Genomic DNA, 16,456 nt, shown 5'->3' with positions numbered 1-16,456 from the left:
CAACCGACCTATTCAAAAGCTCTCGCAGCTCTATTTACGAATGTTCTTGTAAGCGACCCTACCCCGTTTCCAAACTCGTATGAGCTAGTTATCAATACAGAGTTGATTGCCGCCGTTCCCGCTGCCAACCGTGCTGACGCCGCATAGGTACCCAGGTGAGGAGCAGGGCCTTTTAAGGCAAGCTGGCCAAAAGAGTAACCACCGTAAGTCCTAGTTACTGCACCGCCGACAGCTATTGATGTTAGTTTTTTATCAAGGTCAACAATCGGGCCGGCGACTATGCTCGTAGACTTATAAGTCTCCAATGTTTGCTCAAAGAAGCCCTGATCTGTTCGACCACCAGTAAAATTAATTATTCCCTCAAGAACACCTTCAGAGAAATCTTGACTTAACCCATTTGCTACCGCGTTATAACGCCATTTAGCCCCATCCCAGAATGCACCAGCATAGCCTTTAGCCGCATTCCACAGACCACCCTTTTGTGCAGATCCCCGACCAACGCTACTACCAGAAATTAACGAGTGAGAGTTTACCCCCAAAATCGTAGCACCACTGGCATCTGAGTAGCCATCCAACTCAACACCATCTAATTTTATTTCCTGTATAAGCGCATATAACGGACTCCCATATGATTCACCGTAGACTCTATATGTTTTATCTCCAATCTTTTTGATACCTAAAGCAATTGGCCCCCAAGGATCACTGAGGCTCGGACCATTTAACCTACTCCCGGTGACAACGACTTCCTCAATAGGTCCCATGTCTGAGGAACAACCATCATCCGCACATTGCTGTGGTCTTTCCTTCTGCTCGCTTGCCGCATAGCCACTGGGATCGGTAAAACTTAACGGATTATTAAACACATAGCTATAGCGGTTCCAGCTCTGGCTGTAGGTCGGTGCCTGCACAATCGGATCGGGACTCAGAAAGCGGCCCAGTGTGGGGTCGTAGATACGCCCATTCATATGGATCAGGCCGGTTCTGTCCAGGTGCTCGTGGCCGGTGTAGCCGCGCTTGGTGGTGAGGCCCTGTGTTGCCAGCAGTTCCTGGAGTTGCTGCTGATCCAGGTCCCCACTCCAGTCCCCCTGGCGGCGGCGGCCGTCCGGGTTAAAGGCGAGATTTAAGATCTCCAGGCCAGCTTCATCGGTGATTTTCTCAATGGAGCCCAGGTGGTCCCGGTGCAGGTATTGATATTCTCCACTGGTGCCGGTGAGATCCGTAATGGCGATATGTTGAACACTGCCGGCCAGTGTGGTTTTTTCAATGGCGAGAATGCTGGCATCTGCGGGGATCTGCTCCTCGTAGCTGCCCACAATAAAGGCTTTCTCGGTTTTGAGCTGGCCATCTTCCATCCAGCTGCTTTCGCGATAGAAGCGTTGGCCATTAGGGCCATATTGGAAACGGTCCCTGGCAGTCGGTGTACTATCGCCTTGACTGCTGCCCAGTACAATTTCCGTGGGCAGTTGCCGTGCGTTCCAGCTAATCCATTTGTCGTCGCCGCTGGCGGCGTCGTAGCGTTCGATTGCACCGTTGGCATCGTAGTGCAGGCTGTGGGAGACGTCATTAATGGTGACACTACTGACCGCATTGGGACCGGCATTGCCGAACTCGCCGTATTGGTAGCCGCTTACCTGGGTGTCGTTGCTGACACTGGAGGTCTTGGACAGAATATTGCCCAGCTTATCGTACTGGGTACTGAGCTGGCGATCGCCACCGACTTGCATCGTGGCGTAGCGCAGGCGATTGAGGCCGTCGTAGCTAAAGTCTTCCTGCTTCTGCAGTGCCTGGGAGGCACTGTAACTGAGGCGACTTTCCAGAGTGCCATTGGTGCGCCAGCGGTACTCGTTGTTTTGAACCTGTCCGCCACCGGTTTTAATGGTTTCCAAGCGCCCAGTATTAGGATTGTAAGTGCGGTTAGTAACCAGACCGTTGCCGTAGCTCTCCCGCTCTACCTGTCCCCAGGCGTTGATGCTGTCAAAGGTTTGCAGGGGGTTGTTGCCGGCAGCATCTCTACTGAGGCTCTGTACATAGCCGCGATCATTATAATGGTAATGGGCTTCAACCCCGCCGGGGTAAACCATTTTATTCATACGGCCATCACTATCGTAGCCGTATTGATGCTGGTAGTTGCGGCTTACTCCCCCAGCCAACAGCTGAGTATTGATAGTATCCAGCTCGCCATCTGAATACCTGTAGGTGTAGGACTCAAAAAACACCTGAGAGCCATTTTCGGTATAACTGCGGCTCGCCAAGCTACCTACCGAATTAGTAGCATCGTATTCCCACTTAGCAAGACCATCATCATCTCGCTGTTCCAGCAAGCGACCGAGCTTATCGTACAAATAGGTAATGCTCTGATTCTTATTGTCTGATTGCTGGTCAAGCTCACCAAAGGCATTATATCGACTGGTTACTGTGCCCATGTTGGGATCGGTGAGACTGGTACGGAAGCCAGCATAGTCAAATACAAAGCTAGACTCGATATCGTGGGTATCTCCGCTAACCAGCACAGTTTTTGGTAGACCGCTGCCATAGTAGGTGTAGTCGGTGGTTACGGCAGTGCCGGTGGCATCGTCTACAGTACGGGCCAGATCGCCGGTGAGGTCATAATAGCTCTCTTGCACCTGCGTATTTGTACCGCTGTTTCCAACCACTGATTCAGTGACTTCAACTTTAACCTCTTTGCCACTGCTGCCATTAACGACGCTGTAGTTTATATCTACGCTGCCGCCACCGGCCTTGTGAATATAATCGAGGCGATTACGCAGGTCGTACTCGTAACGAGTGATCGGCTTACTTCCACTAAAGCCTCCCTCAGCTGGAACCAAGAAAGGGGCTGTTTCAGTATCCATACGCCCTAGGGGGTCATACGTAATTGCACGGCGAGATACGAAGTCACCGGAAAATGCCTTGGTATCCTGCTGTATCAAGCGGCCCAGTTGGTCATAGTAATATTTTGTTACAGGGGTAATGTCCGAAGTTGTCTCCACGTAGTAAGACGCTTGCACTTCGCTCACTACGGGACAGTTGCCATGGCAAAAGTCGTATTTGCTGTCGAACTTAACCTTGTCTGTATTCAGCCTATCAGTATTGGTGCGCGAAGACTCACGACCAAAGGGGTCGTACTGAATCCTTGTAGACTGGTCATTGTGGTCTGTTATCTTGCTTACGCTGCCAAAACGTGGGTCATACTTCAATTCAATCGTGTGCTGCAGTGCATTGGTCAGTTTGGTGGCATAGCGACCATCAAGGAAGTCGCCAACTACTGAAGTACTGCGGGTTTGTGTGTCCACATTGTTAGTAGATGCATCTACATTACCTTTGGCGCTTTCACTGGCCACATTGCCGTAAGTATCGTAGGTATAAGTCACCTCCATCTGATATTTAGCATCGCCGGGGTATTGGACTGCCGTTTTCACCCTATTGGTATTACCATAGGGTGTCATACTGCTGCTGGATTGCTGGTCGGGAGTACCAGAGGTATCCCCACTAAAATAACGTTGCTCTTTGGCACTGGGGAAACCTATCAACCAACTTCCGTTAACACGGTTATCCAGTACGGTAGTGCTCTCTACACTGCGGCGGACATTGCCGTATTGCGAAATCGGCAGAGCCTCTCCCCAAATACTCTGGCTATCATTGATTTGGGTAGTTTCGATCACCCGAGTCGTATTTACAGCTCCGCTCAACAAGTCGCCAGCATTACCATAAGACATGGCTTGTGGAACGCTGTCACTCACCACATATCCAAGCGGTGGCTGATCACCTTCCAGTAGGGTATCGATTCTCTGTGCGATATAAGGGAAGTAAGTAGTATTACCCCCAGAATTCAACTCCAGTGCATCGTAACTAAAGCGCTGATTGGTCAGCATCTCACCAAACTGATAGTCCGTCTTATACTGGATTTGGCGTGCAATTTTTCCAAAGAAAGGGAAGTCCTGTCGGTACTGACGGTAAGTAACAATATCAGCCGCAGTGTCGTAAATACGTTGAGCCCTATAACCAAGAAAACCCCAACCTTTGTCACTACTCAGACCGTAGCCTTGATAAGCATACTCAGTAGTATGCCAACCCCCATTATGACCATTAGAGCGCTTTACCTCGGTAACGACGGTACGGTAGTTTTCATCCTCATTAGGTGTAACTGGACTTACATCAGGAATAGAGCCGTCAGGGCCAAACAGGGCTGAACCTTCGTTAAAAGGAGCCACTGTTCTTTCCCCTGCACTAGAGGAAATTCGTTTTAGTGTAAACTCAGTTTGAGCGTCAAGGCCGTTAGTAATGCGTTCAATACCAGTTTCAAAGTCTTCATAGTGGGCCAAGTCATCAAAGGCCCATTTGAAATCCAGTGGTTTTAAACACTGACGATCACCATCTTCACTATAGGCGCATAACTGCACTTGCTTTAAGCGGCGGAAATGCTCTCCAGCAAGCTCTTCTTCTGAAATCAGCTTGTATTCCCGCTGCAGTACACCATCCAGATGCACACGGATATGGTGTAACAGCACCAGCTGTTTTTGAGGAATCTCCTGTAATGGAACTGGTGGTGCATCTGTTCGGGTTCCGTACTGGAACTCTATTTTTGCATCGCCCTGGTTACCGTAGGTAATTTCTAATGGGTAGTTAATGCCTTCAATAATATCGCGATGGTATTTGTACTCCATCGTATTGCCGAACGCATCAGTAATCTTGTTTAAAGTCCAGCCAAAATGTGTCGTTTCCTCACCCCGGAGACGACTGTCTTGTGTAGCTCCGTACTCGCTAGTGGAGCCATTAGGACTCTTGACTGTAAACCAGACTTTCCCATTATCAGTCTTTTGCAATTCAATTAAGCGGAAGCCATCGCGTAATGTGCGATACTGTGCTCCCTCTTGCCAGTGATTACCGCTGACAAGTACCAGAGGCTCCCCATCCAGGCACAGTGAGTCCGTATCATCAAGAAGAATCTTGGTGTACTTTGGCCTATTCACTGTACAACGACGAATTTTACTTAAACCACCCAGGCGCCAGCCATAGCCGAGAAAATCCTCCGGTAGAGCTTCAGTCATCCGCTTCTGGAAGCGGGCACTGGTGTAATGTAGAGACAGGTTTGGCTGTAATCCATTAACACCGGGGGCGGCTTGCAGGGGAACCTTAACTATCGCATTACCCGTTGCACTGACATCTGCACTGTAGGCCAAGCTTCCCGGAGTATCCACAACTTCAGTGGTCACCGCCGGATCCCCATCTACATTTGCGAGGTTATGGACCTTAATCCAGGTACTAGATACAGAACTACACTTTCCAAACTCATTACAAGCCTCTAGCTCATAAAGATAGGTGCCCGGTGTTCCTCCTCCGACGAAATACTCAAAAACGGAAGTTGTGTAATATACAATTTCCCAGCAGCTATTTCCGGGCTCACTCTCAACACATCCCTTCTTCATACGTCTGAGCCGATAGCTTTTAGCCCCAACGTCCTCCCAGGTAATGGTTTGATCAGTCTTGAAAAATTCGTCGGGAAGATCTGATGAGAATTGGGGTTCTGGTGCTGCAGGCACAGACAACTGCTTTGTTGACCAATTTCCGCAACCTACAGTATTGCAACCCCTTACCTGGAACCAGTAGGAATCCAAGTATTCTACATCCCTACTTTTTGGAACAAAAACTGTAATATCATCCACAAGGATGGGTACTAAAGTATCAGGGGTCTCAGGCACTGTTGGATTTATAAGATTGGCAAGATCAACTTCCGTGGAGGTTAATTTAGCCGGGTTTCCGCTATTCAATCCATTATTGAGAGGAATCTCCCAATAATTGATACCGTCCCCACTCCACCGTAATTCATAGTGATCAATGGAGTCTGGGTCTTCCATACCCCAGCCTAAAGCAAAGTTAGTACTGGGAAGAGTATTACCGCCAGGCTCTTGCCAATAAGGTTCCTCAGGGTAATGTTTAACCTCAAGTGAATCGGAAACTATCCAATCACTATATTGATAATAAGGGCCAACACTTACAAATGCTCGGACTTTGTATCTATAGTTGCCAGATGGCATTGCACCCGTAGTGGTTGGAAAATCTATTGAGAGCTGATTATTCTCGACAGTAAGGCAAGAACTTTCTGCCTGCCACACACCATCTTTCTCTTGACACCACTGATAACCACTTACATAGGGGTCTTGGGAGTCTTGTTTGGATGTGCCCCAGACCAAAGTATATTTACCATCAGTATCAATGAAACCCGTTGGCCCGGAAAGATCAGACTGAAAGCCGATACTTGCAGGCTTATTTGGGGTTATGGTGACATATACAGTATGGCTGCCATATACAAGTGGTTCACCATACTCTTCACAGCGACGGGTCGTTGGGTCATACAAGAGACAAGGCCCATCAGCTTGGGCGCTGTAGGTATACATCCCACTATCATTGGTATAGATATCCGTCGAGCCATTTCCAACTGGAATAGACCCGTAACTAGACCCTCCGCCAGCAAAAAATATTCCAGTTTTCAGGTATTCGGCTTTGGTTGTGTGAGTTAATGTGTATCTACCAGTAGCGCTAGTTGTAGGGCCCGAGATATTGGCGGCTGCATCCGATGCATAGCCAGATACACTCACAAGAAATATTAGGAAGAAATATAAAGCAACCCCGAAGCGCATCCGTTTACCTACCAAGTAGCAACATTAAAAGTAGCTCTATTCACATCAAGTCGAATAGAAAATCATGCGAGAGTTTAAAGGAAATCGAATAAAGGGCAACTAGAAGTAAAACAAAAGAGATCGATGCAACCTGTCAAGTGTGACTATCTTTCAGTTGGGGAAATACACTGTCTGAGTTTTTTGTATCCTAAAAAGTAGGAGGTTAACGAGAAACCCCCTACTTATTACGGAGAGGTATTGCAAGAGACGTGAGAGCCCATGTCATTTATTACAGTTCACGTTGGATACATACAATAATAAGATTGGATTTGAGAAATCTGCTTACCTCTGTATCCGGTTAGGCTTGGTTGCAACATGCTGCGATACAGACTTGACTACTACATCTATTATTTATTTTCTAAGGTCAATGCCTGCCGCATGACAAGCATCATCATTTAGGTCCTTATCAATGACAATACCGACCGTCTCACCTGTATGATATGCTGACAGCGCCACCGATAGAGAACTTTTAAGCATTTCAGGGTGAAGGTCCGCTGAAGTAAAATAAACGTAATTATACCTGCAATCACTAAGCCCTGTGTTTCCGACAAAGGTGACGATAAAATCTCCTTGGCCATACGTCCATATCCTATTAGTTTCGCCACGATACCATATCGACTCTGTGGTAGCATTTGAACCAATAACCAGCAAACAGATTAAAGTGAAAATTTAATTCATGAATTCCCCTTTGAATATTTAATATCTCAATCAAGCTTCAAATATACTTCTACTTAAACTGCATATCAGTCAATTTAAAAGAAACTTAAACTCTACCAGCTAATACCAGACACTTGGACGGGCTTGGTTAGATTTGGGCCCAGATTCTCTCCGCTATGCCCTTTATTGAAAAGCACTCATATTCAATTAAGCTGGATTTCCACTAATTGATGGAAAAGTTAACTCTGGAAGTTGGACCTAGATTCACACAATATCGCAACTAATGGAGTAGCCTCCTGTCAGTGCTCGTGATAAAGCTCGCAATACTGATCTCAATCAAACAGGATGAGCAAAATTCCACCAAATCGATTGAGAAAGGGTAGGACTAAAATCCATATGACGACCCATAGTCGCGTAATCACACATAGACGGAATGATCACTCGTGGGATTCCCGCAAGCACAAATAACAAAACCGCCCCCTTTTCATTGTCTAATCTACTTTAAATACAACTCATCCCACTACCCCGAGGCTTCTTATGAAAGATGTCGCCGTCGTCGCCTATTGCAGAACTGCTATCGCCAAAGCAAGACGTGGTGCACTCAATCAGACTCACGGTATTCCGATGGCGGCCCATGTAATAAGGGAAGCCATTGATAGAGCACAGTTAGATCCTCACGAGATTGAAGATGTAGTGCTGGGATGCGGTTTACCTGAGGGGGCCACCGGGCACAATATCGCACGCAATGCCGCACTATTTGCCGGCTGCGGGACCCAGGCACCGGGGATTACGATCAACCGCTATTGTGGTTCCGGGCTGAATGCCGCCTCGGTTGTAGCAAACCGAATAGCTGCTGGAGAGATGCAAATTGGTATTGCTGGTGGCGTAGAAAGCACTAGTCTGGTTCAGTTTCACTTAAACCTTGATCATTTCGTTTACGAACCCCTACAGAAGAAAATTCCCGCTGTCTGGTGGACCATGATTCAAACAGCGGACTTTGTTGCCGATAAGTTTTCAATTAGCCGTGAGACCCAGGACCGCTACGTTGTGGACTCTCAAAAGCGAGTGGCTACGGCACTCAAGGAAGGGAAATTTGCCGAAGAAATTGTTCCTTTCAAGACGGTAATGTCGGTAAAAAGCAAGGAAACCGGTGAAACAAGTAATAAACACGTTACCTTGAGTGAAGATGAAGGCCCTCGCCCTGACACCACCCTGGAAGGCCTAACGGCATTAGAGCCCGTGAACACAGGCGGCACAATTACAGCAGGCAACGCTTCCCAGCTCTCCGATGGCGCAGCGGCTGTGGTAATGATGGATGCAGAATTAGCCGCACAGAGAAATCTACCAATCCTTGGTCTGTTCCGCGGCATGCAACTATCTGCAGTTGCACCAAAGGAAATGAGTATTGCTGTGGCACCCGCTATCAAAAAGCTAATGAAGCATCACAGCCTGGCTGTGGCAGATATCGACTTATGGGAGCTCCATGAAGCCTTTGCCGTAACTACACTCTATAACCAGGCTGAACTGGATACTCCGTGGGAAATAACCAATGTCAACGGAGGAGCCATTGCCCTTGGCCACCCCTATGGAATGTCGGGAATCCGTTATCTGGGTTCCACCCTATTGGAGTTAGGAAGAAGGGATAAGCATAAAGCAGTTATTGGTGTCTGTACTGCAGGAGGTATGGCAACTGCGGCCTACCTGGAGCGCTAGTGAAGTTAATAGAAATCTCCACTGATTACTCAGACTACCACCCCCGCCTTCAATGAGGTTACCCTTTTAGATTGAACCCCCTGGGTGAGGCTAAGGCTTATGCCGAGGTAACTGACAAGTGGCACTATGGGCGCAATGAAGGCAATGGGCCTGCTAACCTTATTATCTTCTACTCAGGGGTAAAGGGAGTTCCCACTACGGTTATTAAGAATGGCCAGGAGAAAAACTAAAAAACACCACGATAAAGTAAGTTCTCAATCAGGCTTAGTACATCCCTCTCTCAAATTTCGCCTAGTTGAGAGTTTGTTCTCATCCATGGGAGTATGTTCTTGTAAGAATATGGTTCTTTAAAAAACCAATCTTTACAAATTTTACTCATAAAGTCTTTTCTTTTATTTAGGGTTATCTATGTCTTGCAAATACAGTAGCCAGCTATGCCCAGGCCCATCCCTAAGTGGCCCTTTAATAAATACATGCACACTTTGTCTTGCAGATTTTTTAGACGGGCAAAGATCTGACATCAAAGATATGCTTGACAACGAAAAAACAGCATGGCAAATGATGTCATCATGGACAAAGAAATTAGTTGGCTTTATCGAAAGGCTATATAAGGATCAATTTACAATTCATAGCCGCCCTTCCGATTTTTCTTTCTGCATAACTGGCTCCGGTGCGAGAGGCGAGGCTTGCCCTCAATCAGACTTAGATGCTTTTATCGTAATACCCAAGATTACCCAAAATCAAAGGGAAACATGGAGGAAGATTAATCTCGCCGTTCAAAAGCGACTAGATAATATCAATGACAGTCGTATAAAAACACTGCGCCCGGGAAAAGGTTTTGTTTTCTGTACTGGAGGGTTAAATCCACTGGGAATGGTGACAAAGAAATGGATGGAAAGGAATAACAAAGATGGCCTAATTAAAAAAGATCGAGTTATTTTTGACCTAACCAATACCGCAGCTGCTCTAACGGGGCTTCTTGAAGAGTACTACCAATACCCAAGTGATCCTAAACGTTACCTCCGGAAACATATTGTTAGCGGACTTCAAGAATGTGCTCACGCTTTTGGCAACCCGAAGCTGCATAGAGAACTAGTGGATGAAGTTAAATTTGTTTTAGGTAAGCAAGCTATTGAGTTTGGCTCTAATTCGCTTCTAACAAGGAAGAGAAAGCAGGGGCTGCAAGCTATGGAAGTTGCGATTAATGATAAAAATTTCCAACCGCCAGCCCCCTATTCTGACATTAAGCGAGTTAAAAGAGAGTTTTATCGAGCTCCTCAGTTCATATTGAAAGGCCTCGCGTGGTTCTATGATATAGATGAAGTCAGTTCCCTAGCTCAACTTTCCAAACTGGAAGAAATGGGAAAGCTGCACCCAACCAGAGCTGTCCATTTCCGCAAAGCAATGTCAGAAGCACTGAGGGTCAGGGTTGCCTCACATATTGTTACTCGTGCGGAGTTTGACAAAGTTCTCTCAGCCTACGTAACACCCAATAGAGATCAAAGTGCCTGGCTAAGGCTGAACCCGGAACAGTCAGAGCTTCTGGAGGATGCCGCGAATAGCGTCAGGCTAATTATTGGCTGGGCTGATGAATTTACCACCTCACAAGGGCGAGCGCATGGCATTCGCTACAATCCCTTTTCGGAGCCGTTCTTAATTAAATAATTAGAATTCTCGATGTTTTTTTCAATTCAAGATCACATGCAATTTAAAACCACTCAAACTTCATGGATATTGATCATCAGTCGCTTACACATCAAAATATTACCAATAAAATTACGAATTGAGTGTATTCATTTTAATTACCCTAATAGAAATTTTTTTTATAATTAGAAAGTTTAAATTCTTCAATTAACTTTTCAGCACCCAGGCTATGTGTTATCTCACGTCGATACACCAGGCATATTTCATCTTTAAAACCTGGTTGGTCTTCACTCACCCATTCAAGCTGGTTTCTTCCGAGTGTCTGCGCAACACGACCAGGAATAATACCAACGCCAGCTCCTTCTAATGTCATTTTTGTGATCAGCTCGTGACTAGAAGACCTTATATATTGTTTATATTTATTTCTTTCAGCAATGGTTTTCAGTAGCCAATCCGTCTGCATCAGTGCTGGATCATATATCAGTACGTCTCTAGATTGAATTTTCTCAGGATTATGCCAAAAACTCACCACATCATGACAAAGATGCTTGATCACCAGATCAGGATGAGATACAGGGTTTACGACAATACCGATATCAATTTTCCAACTGATCACTGCTTCTACAATCTCACGAGAAAGTGCATGCTGAAAGCTTAATTCAATACCTGGGTTTTGTGCGATAAAAGCAGGCAGACCATCAGGCAGCATATGTAGTGAAATGGAGCTGTGACAACCGATAGTGAAGTGGCCAACGGCCTCTTTATTTTCTCGCAGCGCAGAGTATTTAACCTCATCCCAATCATCTAGTAGCTGCTGAGCGCTTTTTAATAGCCTGAGACCCGCACGTGAAAGTTGAACGCCGGTTTTTTCCCGTATTATTACTTCAGTACCCAGCTGTCTTTCCAGCCTTTTGATAGCAGCACTCAAACTAGGCTGCCGAATCCCCAATCTTTCTGCTGCCCTGGATATATTTTTTGTTTTTGCAACCTCAATAAAATAATTAAGTTCATCAGCGTGTGGGAACATAGAGCGCAACTTATTTAGCTACTTAACTTAAAAAACAGTTGTCGAGTCTACATCGACATACTCTTGGTTGCCATAGATATTGGCTATGGCAACCAGCGCCGACTTCTATTTTTCATGTTTTTACACTCATGTTAATTTCTTTGCTTCCTATTTATTCAAAAAAATTTCCGGAGCCAGAGTGTCTACATCATCTCTCAGCTATCCCTCAGCAGCGAATAGTAATGCAGTATCCTCTGAAACTAATTTCAGTATGGCTTTAACTTTTCCTTTGCAGACTTGGTATGAATGGGGATACCTACACAACCCAATCATCGCGAGTGATAAAGACATTTCCAGAGTTAAACACTCCTATGCATTACTACAAGATCAGATCGGCGATACTAACAACCCTATCTATGGACTACACACCAGCTATGGTGAGAATGAGCGAAATCGCCTAGACCCAGACCAATGGAAAAATACCCAAGTCAACCTCTTGGAATATTTACAAGTTGGTATCGGTGCTCCGCTACCCAAATCGGTCGTCAGGCGCGCGTTAAAACTACAAGCTCGAAAAACAGCTCACGGCCTGTCAGGTATCCACCCTTCCACTTACCAAGCACTTCTTAAGCTGGCAAACAGTGAAACTCTTCCCAGAGTCCCCCGAAAAGGCAGCCTGGGTGCCAGTGGTGACTTAATTTCTATGGCCCATGCCATATCTCCACTATTTGAGCATGGGCCAAAAGGCCCCCGCGACGTAATTGGCCTGGTAAATACCAATGCCATGATGGCTTCATGGGCTATTGAGCATGATTATCAATTAAGGAAGTTATTAAGGGACTGTTTTAAATCTGTAGCGCTGATGTCCTTGGCCATAGGTGCTGGAGATGAACATTTCTCGGAAGGTTTACACTATGGAGAGGTACATACCAGCTACGCTCGAGCAGGCAACTTGCTAACACAACTCCGACATGACTATTTACAATCGCCGAATATTGTCGAAGGTGAGAAAAGTCTATTACAAGCTCGTTATTCAGTTCGCTGCGCTCCCCAGATACTGGGGCACTGTCTTGACTTATTGGATTACTCCGAAGCCAAAATTAGTTCCGAAGCGCTTGCCGTTGCCGACAATCCCCTAATTCTTGAGTCTGGCCCCTGGCATGGCGGACTCTTTTATGCGATTGGGCTGGCGGCTTCTGCTGAATTTATGCAGGAAATTATTCATCGCCTGGCCGAAATGCTTGATCGACAAATATTGATTTTAATGGACCATCGCTTAAATGGAGGACTGCCGGACAATTTGAGTGTTGAATCGTTCAACCACTGTAAAGGAATTCACCAGCTGACGTCAGCTCTGTTCCAGGAAATAAAAGCCAGGTCAACACCCGTGCGTCAGATGAGTTTCTCGTGTGAAGGCAACAATCAGGACCTCGTACCCTGTGGAATGGCCGCACTTAACAATGTCAACGACCAGCTGGATACGTTAAGAGAAATTGTCCGCGCAGCAACTTTTTGCTCAGCTAGAGCCGCAATGATGCGCTCAACAGGTGGTTTACCCGAAGCATTAAAATTGGCGAACTGGTCACAATTTACAACAGCCCAGGTAGAGAGCATTTTATGAATTTTAACTATTTAACAGGCAATTTCGGCATTGAGATTCCAGCGAATGAACTAGCCGATATGGACCAAAGCACAGGGCTAACACTGCAAAACTTATGGCATGAGCACGAGCTATTGGTTATCAGGGATATGGACCTGGATACTCAAGCATTTGTCAACTTCTGCAGTTTATTTGGGGAACTTCAAAAAAATTATTTCTTTTTTCAGGGTCACTCAGAGGAGTATCCACAAGTTGCTAGAATCATTAAAGAGGCCGGTGAAAAGAAAAATACTGGGGGAATCTGGCATCATGACCAGGGCTATTATTCGAATCCGGTAAAAGGTATCGCTTTGTATGGTATAGATATTCCCCCCAGGGGGGGTGATACCCTCTTTACTAGCTCAACACTTGCTTATGAGAGTCTTTCAACTGCAATGCAGCAAGTAGTTAACTCTCTCAATGTGATACACACCACAGAACTAATGCTCAAAAAGCAACCATTAACAAAATTAATGGAAAGTTCGGATGAGGATGGGTCCGGTATAGAGCGGGCGCTAAAATTAATGCCGTTGAAATCTGCAATACACCCAGCAGTTTGTAAAAACCCTGTAACTGGTAAGCCTTTTCTCTACCTGAACCGAACTACTACCTCGCAGTTTGAGGGTATGACAGCTGATGAAAGCTTGGGCCTGCTAAATTATCTGTTTCAGCACGTCGAAAAACCGGAATTTAATTGCCGAGTGCAATGGCGCCCTGGCACCCTGGTGCTTTGGAACAATCACCAGGTCTTACACTATGCGGTAAATGACTACAATCAACGGCGGGAATTACACCGTGTGCATTTCTCTGCAGAACGACCAGTTAAATATCTATAAATAGATAGTTAGTGTATTTATGAACTATAACGAACTACTGACAGATTTTCTGCACATAAATAGCCGGTCTAGAAATGAACAGCAGGCATTTAAAGATAGTCAAATCAAGAAGCTGCTCAGTGAGGCTGTTGCAAAATCCAACTACTATCGTGAATTACTTGCGCAAAACAATGTTGATATAGAGGCAATACAAACCTGTACAGATTTACACCAACTGCCGATTATAAGCTCTGAAGTGTTTTTAAAGCCTATGCCGACAGTGAGTATGGCTTTTAACGATATTGTTCGCTATTGCCACACCTCAGGCAGCACCGGCACTCCCAAGCGAGTGCCCTATACCCGCAAAGATATTGAGAACGCGGTAATCTCTCAAGCGCGCAGCTACTTATTTGCAGGTGTTGAACCATTCGATAAATGTTTGTGTGCAATGACCTATGGCCCCTGGCCCAGTGGTATGATTTGTCATGCTGCCGCTGAAATATTTGGCCTCACCATTCCCGCAGATTCATTTCTGGGGATTGACCATCAGCTTCAGAGCCTGCAAAGGGATCAGCTGGATTATATGGTCTGCCTTCCCTCTTTATTACCTCGGCTGGAACGCCACTGCCTGGAGAAAGATATATCACCGGCATCCTTAAACATACGCAATATATTTATGGTGGGTGAACTGTTCTCTGAAGACTTTCGGGCTCGCTATGAGCAGTTGTTCAACTCCAAGCTGATTAATATGTATGCGAATACTGAGCTTGGGCTAATAGCGAGTGAATGCCAGCATCATAACTTACATGTGTGGGAAGATTTCTTTCATGCAGAAGTTATTGACCCCGATACAGGAGAACCATGTAAAGATGGGGTCACAGGGGAATTAGTGATAACCGCTCTGCAGCGTGAAGCCCTTCCGCTGATTCGCTATAACACACATGATCTGGTGGAGATGCACAGAGGCCCTTGCGAGTGTGGCCATCCCGGAACCTATTTGGGGCCCATCAAGGGGCGTCTCGATAATATGTTCACAATCAATGGCGGCAATATCTATCCGATTACGCTGGAAAACGCCATCACTGCTATCGCTGGTCTCAGCTCCTTTTACCACTGCATTATCGAAAAAGTCGATGGGCATGATCATTTGACCTTCGAAATTGAAGCAAGAGAAGCTGTCAATCAGCAGGAGAAAGAGCGTTTAGCACGACTATTTTATAGCAACCTCACCAGTTCAGATGTAACCCTTCGTATGATTTTCCTGGGGCTCGAAACGGCCTCAAGAATCAATATAGAAATTTTACAACCTGGGGAAATCAGTAAAAAAGCTGGCAAGGTTAAAAAAATCATTGATCGCAGATAGCCTTCCCCACTGAACTGGAGCATACACCTAGCTACCCCTTCACTATGTGAAGGGGTAGCTAGCAAATAGGCTATTGATATTGCGAAAGGTGCTTACCAAGGTTGCTCTTCACCGAGGTGGACAAATTGTCCGTTGGGGCCATCGCTATCAATCAGGGCCAGGTCTACAACCGTTGAAGCTCCGTCGGTAACTTCCATTGGCGCCGCGCTGGTGCCCAGGTCGGTTTTAACCCAACCGGGGTGCGCACTATTGACCTTGATATTGGTCTCTGCAAGGCTCTGGCTCAGGGAAACTGTAAACATATTTAATGCGGCTTTAGATGCGTTGTAAGCAAACGGTTTTACCGCACTCCAGCCGGATTCAACATCGGCATTTACTGCCAGGGAACCCAAGATGCTACTAACGTTGACAATACGTCCAGCCTTACTCTTCTTGAGTAGTGGCAGTAGTTCCTGCGTGAGGCCAATTTGAGCAAACAAGTTGATACCGAAGGTGGTTTGCAGATCGGCTTGGGAAACAGTCTCACTGTTATTCTGCGCCCATTCTCCTTCCACAATCACACCGGCATTGTTTACTAGAATATCCAGTCGGCCATACTGCTCAGCAATTTTTTGAGCTGCTTGCGCCCTGTCGTTTGCCTTGGTGATATCCAATTCTATGGTGTCCAGTGGGGCTACCTTGCCTGTCCAGGCCGCTTTAACCTCTTGAAGCTTCTCCTGGTTGCGGCCAGACAGAATTACCTTGACCCCCTGGTCAGAGAGCTGCTTGGCAACTTCGAGACCAATACCGCGATTAGAGCCAGTAACTAGTGCAATTCGTTCATTCGACATGGTTGAATCTCCTGTGAATCATGTTGTTTCGAAGACGAAGCCATTCTATTATCCACCCATAAATGAACAATTACCCAATTTGAAAATGAATGTTCGCGATTTAGAAACAGTA

8 protein-coding genes are annotated in these 16,456 nt (G+C 46.1%); 5 read left to right on the top strand and 3 right to left on the bottom strand.

All coding sequences use genetic code 11. The features are described from left to right. Window positions 1-8: 8 nt before the first annotated feature. Window positions 9-6,638, bottom strand: coding sequence for an RHS repeat-associated core domain-containing protein (locus ABWV76_RS05115; RefSeq protein WP_353375419.1), 6,630 nt, complete (start codon window positions 6,636-6,638; stop codon window positions 9-11). 1,233 nt (window positions 6,639-7,871) lie between these two features. Here ABWV76_RS05115 and ABWV76_RS05110 point away from each other — a divergent pair. Together ABWV76_RS05110 and ABWV76_RS05105 are read left to right on the top strand one after the other, a co-directional pair. Further along, window positions 7,872-9,047, top strand: coding sequence for a thiolase family protein (locus ABWV76_RS05110; protein WP_353375418.1), 1,176 nt, complete (start codon window positions 7,872-7,874; stop codon window positions 9,045-9,047). A gap of 528 nt (window positions 9,048-9,575) precedes the next feature. Next, window positions 9,576-10,712, top strand: a complete 1,137-nt coding sequence (locus tag ABWV76_RS05105; RefSeq protein ID WP_353375417.1) for a DUF294 nucleotidyltransferase-like domain-containing protein — start codon at window positions 9,576-9,578, stop codon at window positions 10,710-10,712. 142 nt (window positions 10,713-10,854) lie between these two features. Here the strand turns inward: ABWV76_RS05105 and ABWV76_RS05100 are convergent, their stop codons facing one another. Continuing rightward, complete coding sequence (locus tag ABWV76_RS05100; protein WP_020415399.1) at window positions 10,855-11,718, bottom strand: LysR family transcriptional regulator; 864 nt, start codon at window positions 11,716-11,718, stop codon at window positions 10,855-10,857. Window positions 11,719-11,896: 178 nt separating this feature from the next. On the opposite strand from ABWV76_RS05100, the gene ABWV76_RS05095 reads away from it, so the two are divergent. Genes ABWV76_RS05095 through ABWV76_RS05085 form a run of 3 tightly spaced genes read left to right on the top strand, consistent with a single transcriptional unit; the run spans window position 11,897 to window position 15,514 of the window. Further along, window positions 11,897-13,318 (top strand): aromatic amino acid ammonia-lyase, encoded by a 1,422-nt coding sequence (locus ABWV76_RS05095; RefSeq protein ID WP_353375416.1) that lies wholly within the window; start codon window positions 11,897-11,899, stop codon window positions 13,316-13,318. Further along, window positions 13,315-14,172: a TauD/TfdA dioxygenase family protein gene (locus ABWV76_RS05090; protein ID WP_020415397.1), complete on the top strand. Its 858-nt coding sequence runs from the start codon at window positions 13,315-13,317 to the stop codon at window positions 14,170-14,172. The genes ABWV76_RS05095 and ABWV76_RS05090 overlap by 4 nt, the downstream gene beginning before the upstream one ends. 19 nt (window positions 14,173-14,191) lie before the next feature. Continuing rightward, window positions 14,192-15,514, top strand: coding sequence for a phenylacetate--CoA ligase family protein (locus ABWV76_RS05085; protein ID WP_353375415.1), 1,323 nt, complete (start codon window positions 14,192-14,194; stop codon window positions 15,512-15,514). A 92-nt stretch (window positions 15,515-15,606) separates the two neighbouring features. On the opposite strand, the gene ABWV76_RS05080 is transcribed toward ABWV76_RS05085, so the two are convergent. Next, the gene (locus ABWV76_RS05080; RefSeq protein ID WP_353375414.1) at window positions 15,607-16,344 is read right to left on the bottom strand and encodes an SDR family oxidoreductase; all 738 of its coding nucleotides are present in this window, start codon (window positions 16,342-16,344) and stop codon (window positions 15,607-15,609) included. Between the last annotated feature and the right edge of the window lie 112 nt (window positions 16,345-16,456).

This window comes from Microbulbifer sp. NBRC 101763, assembly GCF_040371615.1.
Taxonomy (GTDB): Bacteria; Pseudomonadota; Gammaproteobacteria; order Pseudomonadales; family Cellvibrionaceae; genus Microbulbifer; species Microbulbifer variabilis.
Note: the sequence above shows the minus strand (reverse complement) of the source record. Positions and strands in the feature narration are given on the sequence as shown.

Bases quoted from the DNA above. Each gene is read 5' to 3' on its own strand.
- ABWV76_RS05115 (WP_353375419.1), bottom strand. From the start codon at position 6,638: ATGCGCTTCGGGGTTGCTTTATATTTCTTCCTAATATTTCTTGTGAGT.
- ABWV76_RS05110 (WP_353375418.1), top strand. From the start codon at position 7,872: ATGAAAGATGTCGCCGTCGTCGCCTATTGCAGAACTGCTATCGCCAAA.
- ABWV76_RS05105 (WP_353375417.1), top strand. From the start codon at position 9,576: ATGCTTGACAACGAAAAAACAGCATGGCAAATGATGTCATCATGGACA.
- ABWV76_RS05100 (WP_020415399.1), bottom strand. From the start codon at position 11,718: ATGTTCCCACACGCTGATGAACTTAATTATTTTATTGAGGTTGCAAAA.
- ABWV76_RS05090 (WP_020415397.1), top strand. From the start codon at position 13,315: ATGAATTTTAACTATTTAACAGGCAATTTCGGCATTGAGATTCCAGCG.
- ABWV76_RS05085 (WP_353375415.1), top strand. From the start codon at position 14,192: ATGAACTATAACGAACTACTGACAGATTTTCTGCACATAAATAGCCGG.
- ABWV76_RS05080 (WP_353375414.1), bottom strand. From the start codon at position 16,344: ATGTCGAATGAACGAATTGCACTAGTTACTGGCTCTAATCGCGGTATT.